This is a genomic window from Paraniabella aurantiaca (assembly GCF_050309965.1).
GTDB lineage: Bacteria > Bacteroidota > Bacteroidia > Chitinophagales > Chitinophagaceae > Niabella.
In genome coordinates this window covers 1-16,347 of record NZ_JBLOSY010000002.1, presented here as the reverse complement: position 1 = coordinate 16,347, position 16,347 = coordinate 1, and the positions used below count along the sequence as shown (strand labels likewise).

The following is a 16,347-nucleotide window of genomic DNA, read 5'->3' as shown; positions in this document are numbered from 1 at the left end:
TTTAACTGCCGGTTATTGAATATTCTGAAGTGTGGTAGTGGAAGCTGTGTTGGTTACAATCTTTTTAATTTCCCCGGTAGGCAGGGGAATAACTGATACCAGGGCGGCCTCTGATTGTTGCTTTACCATTCCTATACCTGGAGCCATCCAAACAGTTACCTTTTCGTTGCCATTGGCGGTTTCCTGTATATTGCCAACCCTGGTGATGATCGTTGTTGCTACTTCATAAGAAAAACGGCTGCACACAAAAGAACCGGCAGGCACTTTAATAGTTTCTACTTTGCCGGTACCCGCCATATGCACTATTTCCTGTTTGACGGAACCCGGATTGCCATTGCTTGTATATTCTATCAATTGCTCCTGCACCAGGGGGCCGGAAATAGCAACCTTGCTGCCGTCTTTTAAAGCGTGGTCCATTACCATATAGGCAGGGTATCCGCTCACTACGGCTTTTGTAACCCTTACATTGGGCACCTGGTTCAATAAGGCTACATTCTGATACCAGGCATCCGGCACTTTTATTTCGGTATATGTTTTGCCACCAATAACAAACAGGTTATTATTCAGGGTCATAGAAGCACCGCTTGCCTGGATCACCGACTGCAGGTTATAAACAGTAATGCCCGACGAATCCCTGGTACCGGAAACACGCTGTGTTACAGTACCACCAGCGCCTCCATCGGTTTCAACGCTGTAAATATACTTCCTGTTTCCACCGGGAATAAAGCCCGAACTGTTATCAGAATTTTGCGGATCGTCGAAATCTTCGGCAGCCTGTTCGCAGCTGGTACCGATACTGATCATTAAAAGGAAAGCTACTCCAAGGCGAAGCATGTTGTTAACTGATGGATAATACATGGTTGTTACATTTTTACTTTACGCACAAATGTAGCAAGGGCTATATCTAAATTGAAGAACCGGCGACGTAAACCATCCTTCGTCGCCCGATAACAGGATGAATAGATGTTTGACTATATTAAACTATAGTCTTGTTCTAAAAATGGTACTGATTATTATACTTACTAAACGTTTCTGAAAAGCAGGTAGGCTATTATCAGCGTAATGAAAATATTAAAGGTTTGCGCACCGAGGAAAGCCAGCAAAGGTTTACGGTTATGCGTTCCGAATAAATCTTTGAAATTGGTTTCAAGCCCGATACAGGTAAAAGCTAAGGCAAACCAAAAACCCTGTACACTTTTCAACTGTGGCTTAACAGCTTCTGTAACCTCGCTGCTTACAAAAAAGGAAAAAATAACAGACACCAGTATAAAACCCAATACGAATTTGGGGAAGCGCTCCCAAATAATTTTCAGGGTGGGTTTTTCCTGTTCGTCTACATCTTTTTTGGAATAGGACCAGTAAATAGAAATAGCAAAAGCAGCAATTCCTAACAATACGTTTTGCGAGAATTTAACGATGGTGCTTATTTTCAACGCTGTTTCTCCTACCAATGTTCCGGATGCTACTACAGCTCCAGTTGTATCGATGGTGCCGCCCAGCCAGGCGCCTGTCACTTCCTCACTCAAGCCTAATTGATGTGCGATCCATGGCATAAAGATCATCATAGGTACGGCAGTGATCAATACCAGGGAAACCACCAGTGATAATTTTTTAGAATCGCCTTTAATAGCACCGGATGTTGCTATCGCTGCGGACACCCCGCAAATAGATACAGCGCTGGATAGCATCATGCTCAGTTCCTTATCTACTTTCATTTTCTTGCAGAGCCAGAAAGAGAAGTACCATACAGACAGTACCACCAACAGGGACTGGATCAGGCCCAGAGAACCAGCCTTCAGAATATCAGAAAATATGACACTGATCCCTAAAAGCACCAGGCCGATCTTTACAAAGAACTCGGAAGACAAAGATTGATAAAACCATTCGGGTAGCTTCACCAGGTTGCGGATCAACAGGCCTAAGAACAAACAGAAGATCACCGTTTCAAGGTTAAGCGTTTTAATACCTTCGTATCCACCCGCAACAGATGCCAGTATAGTGATGAGATAAACTACCGGCAACGATCGCGCAATCCCTTTAACCGGCTTGCCCATTAAAACAGCCCCTGCTACAGCCATGCCATATACAAACAGGAACAGGATCAATATCTTCAAAAAATTCTCTGCAGACAACACACCTGACAACAGACCGCCAGCATCAGCCCATTTGAAGGTGGGAGCCGCCAGGCGCAGCCCGAAAACAGTAACAATAATAATGAAGAAGCCTATAACAACAGCCGACCAATCTTCAGTCAATACACTTGATTTTTTCATATTCATCGTTTCGTGAAACCTGTTTGCTGGTTTCGTCTATTTATTTTTTGTTAAGTAAAGGATGCTGATGATCGCTCTTATTTAATATGATATAAAGAGAATCCTTTCGATCATCCATTCCTTTTAATATAATGGTATTGGAATTGGGGCGTGTAAACTCCAGCACCATCTTTTCTTCCCTGTGATAGCGGTTCTTATTCATTAATTGAAGCACATGATTGACCGTATCAGCTTCATAATAGTAAAACGTCCTGCCCTGCATTCCTGCAAATTCCCAGTCTATTTTTACACCCCTGGGCCATTTCGGCTCCTTTGAAAATGTTCCATTGGCTTCAAGATGGTATCTTCTCAAATCCCCTCTCCAATCGAAATGCAGTTTTCCATCGTAGGGCTCTCCCACCCTTGGATAGCTGCCTGCAGAAAACATGGCCATCTGCTGTGGTTTATTTACATACCGCACTCCCATTGATGACCATTTTTCAAAAATCACATCCTGCCACCTGGCTGTATCCAAAGGATTATAAGGATGTTCTACCCCGTTCCGTTTAAACAGGCTCACCTCGTATATACCGCGTACATTAGTCAATCCGGGTGTATTGGGTAGTTTATAAAAATCATTCGTCCTCACAGCCTTTACTTCATACCAGGCAAATAAAACTACCAAAACAAAATTAAATAACAGTTTTAACCCGGTGCGCGTCCAACGCTGCCATTTCTTTAATACGGGGTAATAAACCGGTACTATTGCATTCTCCTCTTTAACCAATACGCGATAAATATAGGGAAGATATTGCCATAAAACGAATAAAGCCAACAGCGACATTAATGCGCTGGGCACGTGTTCTCCGATATCATAAGCATGGTTGGATATGGCGATATTGCCAAATACCACGAAAGCCAATGCCGCACCGATAGCAGTAGTACGCCTGAACAATAGTAAAAATCCTGCTATGAACTCGGCAAAGCCCAGCCATACTTCATATACAGGCGCAACGCCTAACACCTCCCAGTACAATCTTTTCACCAAGAAATCGATCAGGTTAGTGTTCCATATAGCCTCGAACTGTTCGGGCATTTGCATTACAAACAATTTTTTATACCCCCAGCTAATGCCTGCATAGGCTACCCGATAGCGTGCAAAAACGATCACCAGGTAATAAAGATCATGATAAGAAGGTCTTTTTTTATCAAGCCAGCTCCAAACCAATGCGCCTAAAAGCGCAATACCCAACACTAATAACCAATTGATATAGCTGGCCGGACCAAAGAAGCCGCTCTCTGAGTATACATTTAAGAACTGCGGGTTAAAAAAAGCCGCCAATTCCGTTAGATGCCGGTAATTTAAGTTCAGCCAATCAAAATGCAGCAGCATTACATAGTATCCATAGTCGGTAGGCACACTCATGATTGTAAAAAAAATGAATGCGAAACGAAAAGCAAATTTCTGTTTTTCAGTCCAGGCCTTTTTAGATGCCGGCTCAACATTGCTTACGGGCTGCTGTACCGTTGATATACCGTGTTTCATATCAGCTATTGCTAGGGTATCCATGTATTTTTTTGACTACGATCCTGGTATACCAGGTATCGTTTGGAGCGCTTTAATAATAACATTGATATGGGCTGTCCGTATTCATTATTACCGTTCAACAAGACTTCGTTTTCGTTGGGACGTTCGTAATGAAGCTGCAGCACCTGTTTCTCATACACTTTATTTTTGTTCTTTAGCGTCAATACCTTGTTAACACTATCTATCTCATAATAAAAATGTCTTCTTCCACCACCGGTGCCTGCCGATTCATAGGTTCTGTCTATGTCTTTATATTGCTTGCCCCGGCCAGCCTCTCCGTGTATATCGAAGGTGTTGAAAACAGTAAAAGATAACGTAGACCATTTTTCCAGCGTCACATCCTGCCAGCGTAGAGAATCTACCGGGGAGTAAGGGACCACCGTATCATTTACTTTAAAGTCTGCAACAGTATAAAGTCCCCTTGCATTCGCCAATCCGGGATTCTGGGGCACTTTATACGAATCATTACGATAATTATCCCAATGCAGGTAAGCGCTTACAACAAAGAAGAATAAAAAAATAAAGCTTTTAAAGGCGATCCGAAACCATTTTTCCCAGGACCTGCGGAATGGATAATAAACTATTTTGAGTGCAGTGTTTTTTTCATGAACGATCAGGTTCCATATAGGTGGTAAATACCTCCATAGCACAAAAGCTCCGCCTACTATATAAAAGGATGCTAATAAGTGGATCCCTCCGTCATAGGTATGATTCGCGAGCGCAATCACGCCAATCATGGCAATACTTAAAGCAGCTCCTATGGCCCTGGTTTGCCTGAAAAAAAGCGCAAACATGATCACCAGCTCGGCATAACCGGCATAGCGTTCAAAATTATGAACAAAACTAAACTGTATCCAATATAGCTTTTGCGCTACAAAGTCTCCGAATGGTGTATTTAACTGGGTCAAGGCAAGGTCAGGCATCTGCGATGGAAATATTTTTGAAAAAGTAAGTCCCTGTAACCTTACGATCATGGCATAGCTGACCAGCACTTCCAGGAAATAGTAAAGCTGGTTATAATTCTTCGACTTCCGGTCCAGTAATGTCCACACAAAAGCTCCTGCTACTCCCAACACCAATGCTATCAACCAGTTGATATAGCTCCAGGCACCATACTCCCCTGTTTCGGGATAGATCACATAGTCATACTGCTTCTTCTCCGGCGCGCCTCCGGTATCATTGCCTCCGGGTCGTTTAGTGGCTACTTCGATGATCTTAAAACTCGATCCGCTTAAAGAGCCCATATCTCTGATGTGCAGCTGCTTCCAGTCGGTAGTCACCCATTTCTTGTAATACTTTGCATCCGTTGGAATGACCATTATCAAAAAGAATACAAAACATATACGGAATACAAATTTTTGAGACGGGCTCCACACTCCTGATCCGGGGTAATTGATTTCATTCCCTGTAGTCATGGCATTATAATTTAACAGGTTTACGTCTTCCTTCAAACAACAGGTATTTTCGATTGATTCTGTTCAGTTCGGCATAAATGGAGTCATTATGCTCGTTTACTCCTTTTACAATGACCGTGTCACTACCCAGTAGCTGGTAAGTCAGCTGAAATGTTTCTTCCCTATGATTTTTATTTTTATTAGCAAGAGACAATTGATGATTTGCGGTGTCCAGATTGTAAGAGAAATAGCGTCTTCCGCCCACACCAGCCGACTCAAAGTTTCTTTCGTGATCATTATTGGTAAACTGATCCCCTAACCTATTATCTATAATAATAGGCTTTGCTGTTTTGATACTTAGGGTAGCCCATTTTTCAAAAACAACATTCTGCCACCGGTTAATGTCTGTTGCAGAATAAGGGATTTCCTGGCTATTCCATTTAAATACCCTTACATTATAAAACCCGTAAGCTCCGGGTAATCCCTTTGCTGCGGGATACTTATAAGGAGCCCTTGTATAATTATGATAAGCGGCAACGCCGAGCCATACAATAAAAATGGCAATCAAAGGGCGAGCTATTTTTTTCAGCCATTTCTCTTTTGAATTAAAAACAGGATGATAACTGTTAGCTATAGTATATTTACGGGCCACCAGTAAGGTGTAAAGCCGGGGTGCATCGTAAACAAATAGTACAATCGCAAAAATGGTCAGCTGTAAACTATATGCCTCGTAACCCATACTATAGGCGATGTTTGAAGCAAACACATTGCCATAATAGCCTGCTAAAATACCAGCGCCGAATGTGGTGGTCTTCCTGGAAAGTAATAACAGGCCCGACAGCAATTCTACTCCACCCAGGAATATTTCAAAGGGTGGCGCTATAGCCGTGGTGTGGAAATATATTTTCCAGGGGAGAAAATCTCCGTAAGCCGTATGGAGGTTACCAAGACTGGGATAAGGCATTTGTAGCGGAAAAAGTTTTATAAATCCATAGGAAATGGCTGCCAGCGCCAGCCGGTATCTCAGGATCACACGAAGCCAATAATACCATTTGTCGTAATCCAGGCTTTTAAACCGGCTTATCCTTTCTAAAAGGAAAGCGCCGGCAAAAGCAATACCCGCAATAATCAGCCAGTTCGCAAAACTGTTCCCTACTACGAAACCCGGCGTGTAGTTGGCTAATTTAAAAAGAATATAAAAGCCTTTATCACCTGCGGGAGATTGTAGAATATCCAGGTAAAATTTATAATCCAATGGTATAACCTGTATCAAAAAAAACAGGAACAGGAAGCGTAATATCCACTTATTTCTATGGTTCCATTGCAACGGCGATGATAGATTTAAGAAGCTCATGTTTGCTTATTTAAAAGTTAATAGCCCGGGTTTTGTTCCAGGTTAGGATCCAGTTGAATTTGAGTTACCGGTATCGGGAACAGGTACTCATGATCATCTACTTTTACGTTAGCATCTAATGCTTCCAATACAGCCTTGGCCCGGCCGGTCCTGGCCAGGTCGTACCAACGATGGGCTTCGAAAGCAAATTCATATCTTCTTTCCTCTTCTATCGCTCTTAAAACTTCTGTTTGTGTGGCCGCAGTAGCAGCAGCAAGTCCCGCCCGGTCGCGCACCTGGTTCAGATCGAACAAGGCGCCATTGGTTGCTGATAAGTTATTAAGCTGAGCTCTTGCTTCAGCCCTGATCAGGTACATTTCTGCAATCCTGAAAATATATGCAGGATCAGAAGCATCCTTCCTGTAATACAGATTGCCGTACCAGTTGGTAATGCCGCTTTGCGTAATACTACCTATTAAAGCAGAACGGCCTCCGCCGACCGACGGATTATTGAGCAGTTGTACAAACCGGTCGTTAGGTGCATACCGGTACTGTCCTCCATTAGACGAGTGGGCCATTTGCAAGCGTGTAGAATTAGGGTTTTGCAGGCTGAACTGCAGCTCGAAAATAGATTCCTGCGTTGCAATCACGTTATTGGCAAACCAGGTGCTGTAAGGCTTCAGCAGCTTGTAATCCGCTGTCTTATCGATCAGCTTTGTTGCATATTCTGCTGCCTGTGCCCATTCTTTCTTATACAGATGCAGCCTGGCTCTTAAAGCCCATACCGTTCTCCGGGTGGCACGGATGCGGTTTACGGCGTCGGGCAATACAGGCTCCGCCTCTTCCAGGTCTTTTAACACCTGCGCATAGGTATCCGCTAAAGTGCTTCTTTTAATAGCAGGACGGTTTTGTAATGAAGTGGTGGGATCCAAAACGATCTGAACACCTCCCCAGGCGCGGGCCAGGTCAAAATAAGCTAAGGCTCTCAGGAATTTAGCCTCACCGACATACTGATTTTTTAATGCAGTTGTAAGCGCCGGATCATTTACAGAAGGAACTTTTGTAATTACATGGTTGGCACGGTTGATCGCGCTGTAAATAGCTACCCAGGTTGTATTGAACAACACATCATCCGACCGGAAGTTCACATTTACAAAATTCGCAGAGCCACCTGTTGTCAGGTTCTTGATATCTCCACTGGGAAAATAACCAAAGGTTACATAGTTTTCTCCATAGTAGCCGATATTCCCCATCTGACGATATACCGCCCGCAGTGCGGTTTCGCTGGATGTTTTATCAAATATGGTTGTTTCATCAGATACGGCATTTACAGGCTCTACAGTAAGATATTTTTTGCAGGAACCTAATAACACTAATGGTAAATAAAAAAGTATAGAAGTAAAAAATTTCATCGTCATTTTGTTTGTGTGGTTAATACGGGGTTACAGGGAAACATTTAAACCCAACTGTACGGTTCTGGGCTGGGGAGGTGTACCATAATCGTAACCCTGTATATTCTGTGTTCCCAGGTTAGATTCCGGATCTGCACCGGTATACTTGGTGAACAGCAAAAGATTACTTCCCGTTAAGTAAAACCTGACCTTACTGATATTAATGCGGTCAGTTAAAGACCTGGGTAAAGTATAGCCAAGCGTTAGAGAACGTAATCTTAAGTAAGACCCATCTTCGAAAAAGCGGCTATTTTCCTGTCTCGAATAATTGGCGGCGGTTAACCTCGGTGTTTCTGTGATTTGACCTGGTGTCGTCCAGCGATCCAGCTGGCTGGCCAGCAATACACGCCCGGCATCCAAAGTACCACCCGTTTCACCCAACATCCTGTTATGATTCCAGATGGAATTGCCGTAGGAGAAAGTAAAGAACACATTCAGATCGATGCCTTTATAGCTAAAACTATTGGTAAGCCCTCCGAAGAGCTCAGGCCAGGTGCTCCCTACGATCTGCCTGTCTTCAGCAGTTATTCTGCCATCTTTATTATAATCATCAAAAATGGCATCGCCGGTTTGAGGATCTACACCCAGTTGTTTATACAACCAGTAAGAATACAGTGAGTTGCCCTGTTGTAAACGGATCAGGTCGCGGCCAGCGAAAGGAATATCAGCGGGTATTCTCTCAATTGTATTTTTATTGCGGGCTATATTCAGGTTGGTATTCCAGGTAAACTTCGGGGTTTTAATGTTGACGGAGTTAATGGCCAGTTCAAACCCTTTATTGCTGATCTCTCCATAGTTGGTGAGATAAGAAGAGAAGCCCGATATACCCGGTGTAGCCACCAGCAACAACGCATCTCTTGTATACTTATTATAATAATTAAACTCTATCGTTAACCTGTCTTTGAGCAAACCTATATCTACCCCGGTACTAAACTGGTCTGTGCTTTCCCATTTCAGATCAGGATTTGCTATTTGCAGGGGGCCCGTACCCGGCAATTCGGTTCCACCGGCTACATCAGCATACCCAAATCCGCCCGTCCATAAACCTTGAGAAGCAAATTCATTAATGCCACTCTGGTTACCGGTAGTACCATAGCTGATCCTGAATTTCAGGTTGGAAATAGCTGAAATATTGTCTTTGAAAAAGTTTTCTTCGTTAGCGCGCCATGCAAAACCAACTGCCGGGAAATAGCCCCAGCGGTTATTGACACCAAACTTGGAGGAACCGTCTGCTCTTATCGTAAACTCAGTGTAATATTTATTGGCATAGTTATAATCTACCCTCGAAAAGAAGGAAGCCAGGTTACTGTTATTTTTGAACTGGGAGGCTGTTTGAGTAGCTGCTGAAGAAATTTGCGTATAAGAGTTATTGGGAAAGTTAGTACCGGTAGCAGACACATTCTTTACCTCTACATTCTGTAAAGTATTACCCACCAGTATACCAAAACTATGCCTGTCAATTTTGTCATTATAACTTAAGGTTTGTTCATTGATGGAGGTTGTTGCCTTGGTTACACTTTGCGTTCCGCGTCCCCCGTTATTCCCCAGTATGGTACGCGTATCCCAATATTCATTTTCTTCATAGTCGTTGTAATCAACGCCAAATGTAGATTTAAAAATAAGCTTAGGTGTGATTTTATAATCGAGGTAAACATTACCAATATAATGATAGCTATTGGACCATAAATTAACGGTGCTGGTAAGTACTGATATATTATCAAAATTCACCCATTTTAATGGCGTGCCATCCTGCGAGAAAATGGGCAGATAGGTTGGGATATTTAAAGAAGCTTGTAATAGTGTTCCGTTAGCGCCGTTAGCGGGTCGGGCCTGGTTACGATAGCTCTTACTCAGGCTGTTACTCGTTCCGACGGTTATTTTGCTATTGATCTTATGGTCCAGATTCACTTTAAAACCACCTCTTTCAAAAGACATCGGCTTCCATATCGATTCCTGTTTGGTGTAGCCTCCACCCAGGTAGAATTTTGTCTTTTCTGAGCCGCCCTGTATCGATATATCGTAATTGCGTAATTGTGCGGTACGGTTCAGGTAGCTCATCCTGTCGTAGGTGGGCTGATTCTGCGGAAGCCCTCTTCCGGCAACCCCGTTGATAATGACTGCGGGATCCCTAAATGGTTCGGGCGTTCCCATATTGCGGTTATACTCATTGATTAACAAAGCATGTTCGGCACCTGTGGTAGTCTTCCATACCCGGTCGGCCGGGGCCCATGCAAAACCTTCTGACCCGTTAAAATGGATCCTGGTTTTCTGGTTGTAATTACCTCTTTTGGTAGACACCAGCACCACTCCATTAGCGCCACGAGAGCCATAAATTGCGATAGCCGAAGCATCTTTCAGGATTTCAATACTCTCGATATCTGCGGGATTGATATCTGACAAAGGTGATGTACCCCGCTCCTGTGCTATGTTTTGTAAACTAGAGTTATTAATAAACACGCCATCTATAATATATAAAGGATCGTTGGATGCATTAATGGAGGTGGCCCCGCGAACGCGGATAAAAACATCCGAACCCGGAACACCTGTATTGGTGTTGATTTGCACGCCGGCAGCCTTGCCCTGTAACTGGGCATCAAAGCTTGCTTCGGGGATAAGCTTTGTATCGGTAGGATCTACTTTAGCTACAGAGCCCACCAGGTTCTTCCGCGACTGTGTACCATAACCCACTACCACTACATCATCGAGATTATTATTAGTGGGCTTTAATTTTACCGATACAGGCGAACCATTAGCTACCTGTAACTTCTTTTCATATCCTACAAAAGTGACAATGATGTTATAAGGGAACTTTTGACCGGTTCTTAATTCGAACCTGCCCTTTTGATCAGTAGTCGTTTGATTGGTTACACCTTCAATAATAATATTGGCCCCTTCCAGGGGAAGACAGGTGGTTTCATCTACGACTGTGCCCTCCAGAACCGAATTAATAGTAGCTGGATTTTGTGCATACAATACTTCCCCGAAAAGAGAAAGGCATAAACATAGCAGTATAAGACTGCCGGCTTTGTAAAACTTGGAAAACATTTATTTGTAATTTTTGTATCGGCTATTGCCAAAGACATAGCATAGCTGTTCTGCGGCCGCCCTTATGCGGGTAGCAATGAACGCAGCAGCATTAACTAACGCTGACTGTAAAAGAAGACTACGATGCAACCCAGTAACTGATCACAGCATAACAACTACTTTTACTCTGGCTAAAAACTTTATGTAACTGAAGTGAAGAAGTATAAACAGGGCTGTTTACACTCAGCAGGTACAACAATGCGAAATAGAATCGCCCGAAAGCGGTACTTCAAACACTATGTCCACCTCATAATTAATAGTACATTCTTGCAACCAGGTTGCAGGGATTTTCAAACTATTCATGTTGTTTTTTAGTTTAGATGGTCTGCTGCCGGTGGCTGACAACATTAGTCCACTTAAATGATAGACAAATATACAGTCTTTTATAACACTTCCCCCAGTTTTGCTTAAAAAAATATGAAACGCCTACCGGTACTGGGTTTCAGCGTCTGTTATCCAAAACAAGGATTCATCCACTTTTAACTTTCCTGTTATCATAATTAAAAGCCATACTTATGTGAAAGAATATGGCATGGTTTAAGCTTTATGTTTTGAAAACACATCTTGAAACAAACGCTTCTTTTCATTGCAATTATTGTTTCCCACTTAAGCGTGATCGCTCAAAGCAAGTCTGCTGCGTCCACTGAAATGAATGTGGATTTACCCGACGAAACCGAAGAAGCTTCCTTAGTAAACAAAGGCAGCATACAGCTTGAAACTGCCCTTTTACTAAACCGGTATCGTCAGGAGGCTTCATCCGCCATTGGTCAGGCACTCCTCCGCATAGGAGTATCTGACCGCGTAGAATTACGAGCACTTTTAGAAGAGGGGAAGAACCGGGATACGTACTTCGATCAGACCGTACAAAGTACCATGCCCCTGGGCATCGGTTCAAAAATATCATTGGTAAAAGATCATAGCTGGCTACCCGATATGACTTTTATAGGCCAGCTTTGCCTGCCCCTGACTTCTAAATCATCCCGTCAACGCGAGCACTGGTCGTCCCTATTGTTAATGGCATTTGAGAATAAATTATCTCAAAAATGGAAACTCGAATATAATGCCGGTGGGCAGCAGGAAATTTTTTCAACGCAATGGGTTTGGTTAGCCAATGGTTCTTTGCATTATCATATCAGCGATCCGTTAGAGGTTTTCCTGGAGTACTATGCACAGTATGGTGTAGGCAAATCCGGGCATAACAATATGGGCGGTGGTCTTACTTACCAGCTGGGAAACAATATACAGGTCTATTTATCTGCCGGCTCGAGTGTCGGATATAATGAGCCCAATCAGTTTGCAGCGGGAGGAATTGCATTCAGGCTGCCTTAGTCTAAAAAACAGCAGTACCCTGTTTCATCTATCCAAACTACCGACTTCAGATCTTTCACTATCCTTGATGAATCATCTTTTTCATAATCCAGTTCAACCAACCTGTTCCGCGGTATGTCCATTGTTTCATAATGATACGTTTATTGTAATGAAAGAGTAAAGGCAATGGGTTTGGCAGGTTATTGATGAAACAGAAGGATTAATAGTAAAATGATCATCGGAGTCATACACAGAGGGCTGTCAAATATTAATTGCGGCTATGCATGATACCGCCGGTATTGCCACCACCGCTATTACTTGCTCTGTCCCCAGGCAGTTTAATCGTCTCTTCTATAAAAGCTGCCATCTCATCGCCAGGCTCGTGGTGTGCCAGGCGTTCCTGTACATTCAGCTCCCAATCGGCCACGGCCTCTTCAACGGTAGGACCATAACCCAAAATGCCTTCCCTGAAATCAGGTCCGAGAAGACAGCAATAACTGGTGCCTTCTTCCCATATAATGGGTCTTAACTCACGTACAAGCGGAGGCCAGTCCGTTCGTTCATAATCCAGGCGCACCTGCATTTCCATCGGTATGATCATCTGTGTCATCGTATAAGATTTTAAAGGTTATAATGACAATAAATACAAGTAGCATACCAATTGACATAAAAAATAATAAATCCTGGCACCATTCCACATACTGTTGAAAGGGCTACCCATTTAGTGGCTCATCTTCACATTTTTTAGTAAATAGCAGGTGATCAATTGAGGCCGGTATAAAGTAGGTGAGCCAACCATCTGCCCCGTTCTGAGCTAACCTATGAAGGCTGTGCGGCAATGGACCCGGTGAAGACCGTTGTGCAGCCACTCTTCAAGAAGCTTCCACCTCCGGTATTTGTTACCAGTGCAGCTTCAGTCTTGCTTTCTGGAAGAAAAACCTCTTACAAGTCTTTTTGGGTCTCGCAGGGATCCCACTTCAAATTTCCTTTTTACGATGTTTCGTACCTTTTCATCTATGAAAGCAATATTTGCGGTATTTTCTGTTAGCTTTGGTTTCCTTCTTTATCGTTAGCTATAAAAAGCCAGGTATAGTTTTATATGCCTTTGCGGTCCACTCAACATGAACTTCAAATTCATTGACCTCCATGCCGTGTAAAAAGCTTTTATTACTTGCGCTGTAAATTAAAATCCCATTATAGCGATGTTCACGGAAAATCCGACGGGTATCCCGGCTTGAAATTACTGAACCGGCTCTGCTATGATCGATTTCAGTTTCATTAACTCAGCTCCTGTTTTAGCAGGTTTTACGGTCAGTGTATATATACCGGGCTTTTCCACATGCAGAATGGCTACAGGGTGCTTTATAAAAAGCAGCGGTGCCTTACGGTCAAACTCTGATGTGCGCAAAGTTCTAAATAAAAAAGGTTGGCCATTTACCTCCAGGATTCCTTCCTGCCGTGAACCCGACTCGGAACAGGCGTATTCCAATATAAGTTTATAATCTCCCTGATCAATAATACGCACAGAAAATGTTGCCCCATCGGCTGGATTTTGCATGTCTGTTACACATGTGGTATGTTTCCAATCGCCGTAATAATGACTATAGGTTAATGGCTGTATCTTGGCAGCCCCCGAAGTTTTTGCAAAAGCAGCATTGATGTAATTCGTCTCAAATGCCGCTGCAATAGTAACCGGAGCAGTTTCGTTATACGCAGGCTCTGTCCCACTGTATTCAACTACCAACACTGTATTAGGGCTTTGTTCATTTTTTACCCCTTTCATCTGCACCAATAGGTCCGTTCCTTTTTTTTCAAAAGACAAATTCTTTTTGTCCGTCAGCGCATACACCTTCAACACATTGTTTTTAAAACCAGGCACTAACACCAGATCATATGCGGGGCGATTGACGACATGCAAAAATAATTTTCCCGGCTTGGAGGTTGTAAAGCCCCAGGGTTGTTCCGGCACAAATCCTGCGGTAGTAGCATAAATACTTTCGCCATTTTTTTGCAGCCAGGCACCAGTTTCCCGTAAATATTTTACAGAATAGTAGGGTATTTCCCCTTCTCCGTCGGGTCCAACATTCAACATCAGGTTACCTCCTTTGGATGCCACATTGGCCAGCAATCGGATAATTTCAGCCGTAGATTTAAAATTCATATCGTGCGTAATATATCCCCAGGAATCGTTGTGCGTGTAAACAGACTCCCAGGCTCCCTTAATAGGAACCGGTGGTACTTCCGAATCACCAAAATCTTTATAGTCGCCCAATCCCTGGCCTACCCGGCTACTGAATAAGCTATTGGGCTGCAGTTGACGCAGTTCATTAATAAACTGCTGTGTTTGCTCCTTACTCATGCCGCCCGGCGTATCAAACCACACAATGCCCAGCGGACCGTAGTTGGTTAATAGTTCCTTTAACTGAGGAATAGCTTTTTTTTGGTAGTAAAGCTGGTAATCCTTTTTTGATTCATCAAAATCCCAGGTATTTTTTCCACCATTGGGCTCGTACCAATCCTGGAACTGCGAATAATAAAAACCAAACTGAATTCCAAGGCTACGTGTGGCTTCTGACAGGGCTTTCATAGGATCCTTCTTATAAGGTGTGGCATCCACAATATCAAAATCTGTAACCTTCGAATCAAACATCGAAAAGCCCTCGTGATGCTTGGCCGTAATAACCATATATTTTACACCGGCGTCCTTCGCCAGCTGCGCCCATTCTCCGGCATTAAATTTTACCGGGTTAAATGAGGCTGCTATTTTTTGATAATCTTTTACAGGAATACGAGCCTGGTTCATGATCCATTCACCACTACCATAATAGTTTTTTCCACTCCAGACTCCGGCCAATTTGGAATACAATCCCCAATGGATAAACATCCCGAACTTAGCATCTTTAAACCATTGAATATTCGGATGCTCCTTACCAGATGCTGATTTATCCCACATCTCTTCCATTCCCTGTGCTTTGGAAACAAGGAATCCGGTAGAAAAAGCTATTACTAAAAATATACTCTTCATTCGTTTATTTTTTATCGTCAAAAGTGCGATAATAATCTTATGCGGGTTGATGCTTTGAAAACAGCTGTATTACGAGTGCCGTAGCTAAAGTATCATTTCATAATTATTGCTCTTAAGATCGAACTTATTCTGCAATACGCTATCCAGCCCGCTTTTCCTATTCAGTTAGGGCTTACTATATAGAAGTTCAATGAATGGTGTATAAAACAAATCAATACAATTTTCTATTGGCATAAATGCTGTTCTGTACTGCACTACGCTAGGATTTTTTATACCAGGCAACGCTACCCGGTTTTCATATGGCGTAATCCGTACTGTATCCATTCCGTTACCCGTGTTCGTATATACAATTTCGGTAAGCTGCATTATATAAAAAATTCCAGGCTTAGGAAGATTAATTTCGGGCTTGAATAAAATTGAATCCTTAGCACCTGAAAGCCTGAAGGCCGAGAAAATCCTGTTAGACAAAGCGCTGTTATAGTTTGGACCATAGATAAACTGACTGGCAGCAACAGCCCTCGAACTATCATTTGCAGCAGAGTATGACCGGATTGAAATTGAATAGGAGGTTTCCTTTAAATTAGGTAAATCAACTTGCTTTACACTTCCATACTCATTGGGCTGAACCGGGATATCAATCTGAACTTCATCCGGTGATAAACTATTACGTACAAAAGCTTTTAACCTGGTTACTTTGGGGTCGCTTGTCATTTTAAACCTTATACGCCCTCTCAGATTACCTGTTAAAAGAGATAAGGAATCGATCCTGCCCGGATAATAAATTTCACCGGTTTGTAAATATTCCTTATACGCCTCTCCCGTTTTTTCACAGCCCGATAGTATAACTATTAAAGCTGCCAATATATATATAGCTGAGTACTTCATTTCAAAGTGATCTTTATAATTAATCAT

At 42.8% G+C, this 16,347-nt stretch carries 11 protein-coding genes; 1 reads left to right on the top strand and 10 read right to left on the bottom strand.

The window, feature by feature from the left end; translation table 11 throughout:
* Positions 1-12 precede the first annotated feature (12 nt).
* The 7 genes from ACLOAU_RS14955 to ACLOAU_RS14925 all read right to left on the bottom strand — a co-directional run bounded on the left by ACLOAU_RS14955 (position 13) and on the right by ACLOAU_RS14925 (position 11,063).
* Positions 13-858, bottom strand: coding sequence for a TapB family protein (locus ACLOAU_RS14955; RefSeq protein ID WP_427862699.1), 846 nt, complete (start codon positions 856-858; stop codon positions 13-15).
* 164 nt (positions 859-1,022) lie between these two features.
* A complete protein-coding gene (locus ACLOAU_RS14950) occupies positions 1,023-2,273 on the bottom strand; it encodes a YeiH family protein (RefSeq protein WP_427862698.1) in 1,251 nt (416 codons plus the stop codon).
* A 40-nt stretch (positions 2,274-2,313) separates the two neighbouring features.
* Positions 2,314-3,822 (bottom strand): hypothetical protein, encoded by a 1,509-nt coding sequence (locus tag ACLOAU_RS14945; protein ID WP_427862697.1) that lies wholly within the window; start codon positions 3,820-3,822, stop codon positions 2,314-2,316.
* Positions 3,810-5,291 (bottom strand): hypothetical protein, encoded by a 1,482-nt coding sequence (locus ACLOAU_RS14940; RefSeq protein ID WP_427862696.1) that lies wholly within the window; start codon positions 5,289-5,291, stop codon positions 3,810-3,812. The genes ACLOAU_RS14945 and ACLOAU_RS14940 overlap by 13 nt, the downstream gene beginning before the upstream one ends.
* Positions 5,260-6,588: a DoxX family protein gene (locus tag ACLOAU_RS14935; RefSeq protein ID WP_427862695.1), complete on the bottom strand. Its 1,329-nt coding sequence runs from the start codon at positions 6,586-6,588 to the stop codon at positions 5,260-5,262. Before ACLOAU_RS14935 ends, ACLOAU_RS14940 begins: the two co-directional genes overlap by 32 nt.
* A 17-nt stretch (positions 6,589-6,605) precedes the next feature.
* Positions 6,606-7,979 carry a RagB/SusD family nutrient uptake outer membrane protein gene (locus ACLOAU_RS14930; RefSeq protein WP_427862694.1) on the bottom strand — a complete coding sequence of 458 codons (1,374 nt, stop codon included), beginning with the start codon at positions 7,977-7,979 and terminating at the stop codon, positions 6,606-6,608.
* Between the two features lie 30 nt (positions 7,980-8,009).
* Positions 8,010-11,063: a SusC/RagA family TonB-linked outer membrane protein gene (locus ACLOAU_RS14925; RefSeq protein WP_427862693.1), complete on the bottom strand. Its 3,054-nt coding sequence runs from the start codon at positions 11,061-11,063 to the stop codon at positions 8,010-8,012.
* Positions 11,064-11,666: 603 nt separating this feature from the next.
* Between ACLOAU_RS14925 and ACLOAU_RS14920 the strand changes: the two genes are divergently transcribed.
* Positions 11,667-12,431, top strand: coding sequence for a transporter (locus ACLOAU_RS14920; protein ID WP_427862692.1), 765 nt, complete (start codon positions 11,667-11,669; stop codon positions 12,429-12,431).
* A 247-nt stretch (positions 12,432-12,678) separates the two neighbouring features.
* Here the strand turns inward: ACLOAU_RS14920 and ACLOAU_RS14915 are convergent, their stop codons facing one another.
* The 3 genes from ACLOAU_RS14915 to ACLOAU_RS14905 all read right to left on the bottom strand — a co-directional run.
* Complete coding sequence (locus tag ACLOAU_RS14915) at positions 12,679-13,020, bottom strand: hypothetical protein (protein WP_427862691.1); 342 nt, start codon at positions 13,018-13,020, stop codon at positions 12,679-12,681.
* 630 nt (positions 13,021-13,650) lie between these two features.
* Positions 13,651-15,435, bottom strand: a complete 1,785-nt coding sequence (locus ACLOAU_RS14910; protein ID WP_427862690.1) for an alpha-L-fucosidase — start codon at positions 15,433-15,435, stop codon at positions 13,651-13,653.
* A 165-nt stretch (positions 15,436-15,600) separates the two neighbouring features.
* Positions 15,601-16,347 (bottom strand): DUF4998 domain-containing protein (locus ACLOAU_RS14905; protein ID WP_427862689.1); only part of this gene is annotated, 747 nt, incomplete at its 5' end.

Bases quoted from the DNA above. Each gene is read 5' to 3' on its own strand.
- ACLOAU_RS14915 (WP_427862691.1), bottom strand. From the start codon at position 13,020: ATGACACAGATGATCATACCGATGGAAATGCAGGTGCGCCTGGATTAT.
- ACLOAU_RS14935 (WP_427862695.1), bottom strand. From the start codon at position 6,588: ATGAGCTTCTTAAATCTATCATCGCCGTTGCAATGGAACCATAGAAAT.
- ACLOAU_RS14910 (WP_427862690.1), bottom strand. From the start codon at position 15,435: ATGAAGAGTATATTTTTAGTAATAGCTTTTTCTACCGGATTCCTTGTT.
- ACLOAU_RS14950 (WP_427862698.1), bottom strand. From the start codon at position 2,273: ATGAAAAAATCAAGTGTATTGACTGAAGATTGGTCGGCTGTTGTTATA.
- ACLOAU_RS14955 (WP_427862699.1), bottom strand. From the start codon at position 858: ATGTATTATCCATCAGTTAACAACATGCTTCGCCTTGGAGTAGCTTTC.
- ACLOAU_RS14925 (WP_427862693.1), bottom strand. From the start codon at position 11,063: ATGTTTTCCAAGTTTTACAAAGCCGGCAGTCTTATACTGCTATGTTTA.
- ACLOAU_RS14945 (WP_427862697.1), bottom strand. From the start codon at position 3,822: ATGGATACCCTAGCAATAGCTGATATGAAACACGGTATATCAACGGTA.
- ACLOAU_RS14930 (WP_427862694.1), bottom strand. From the start codon at position 7,979: ATGAAATTTTTTACTTCTATACTTTTTTATTTACCATTAGTGTTATTA.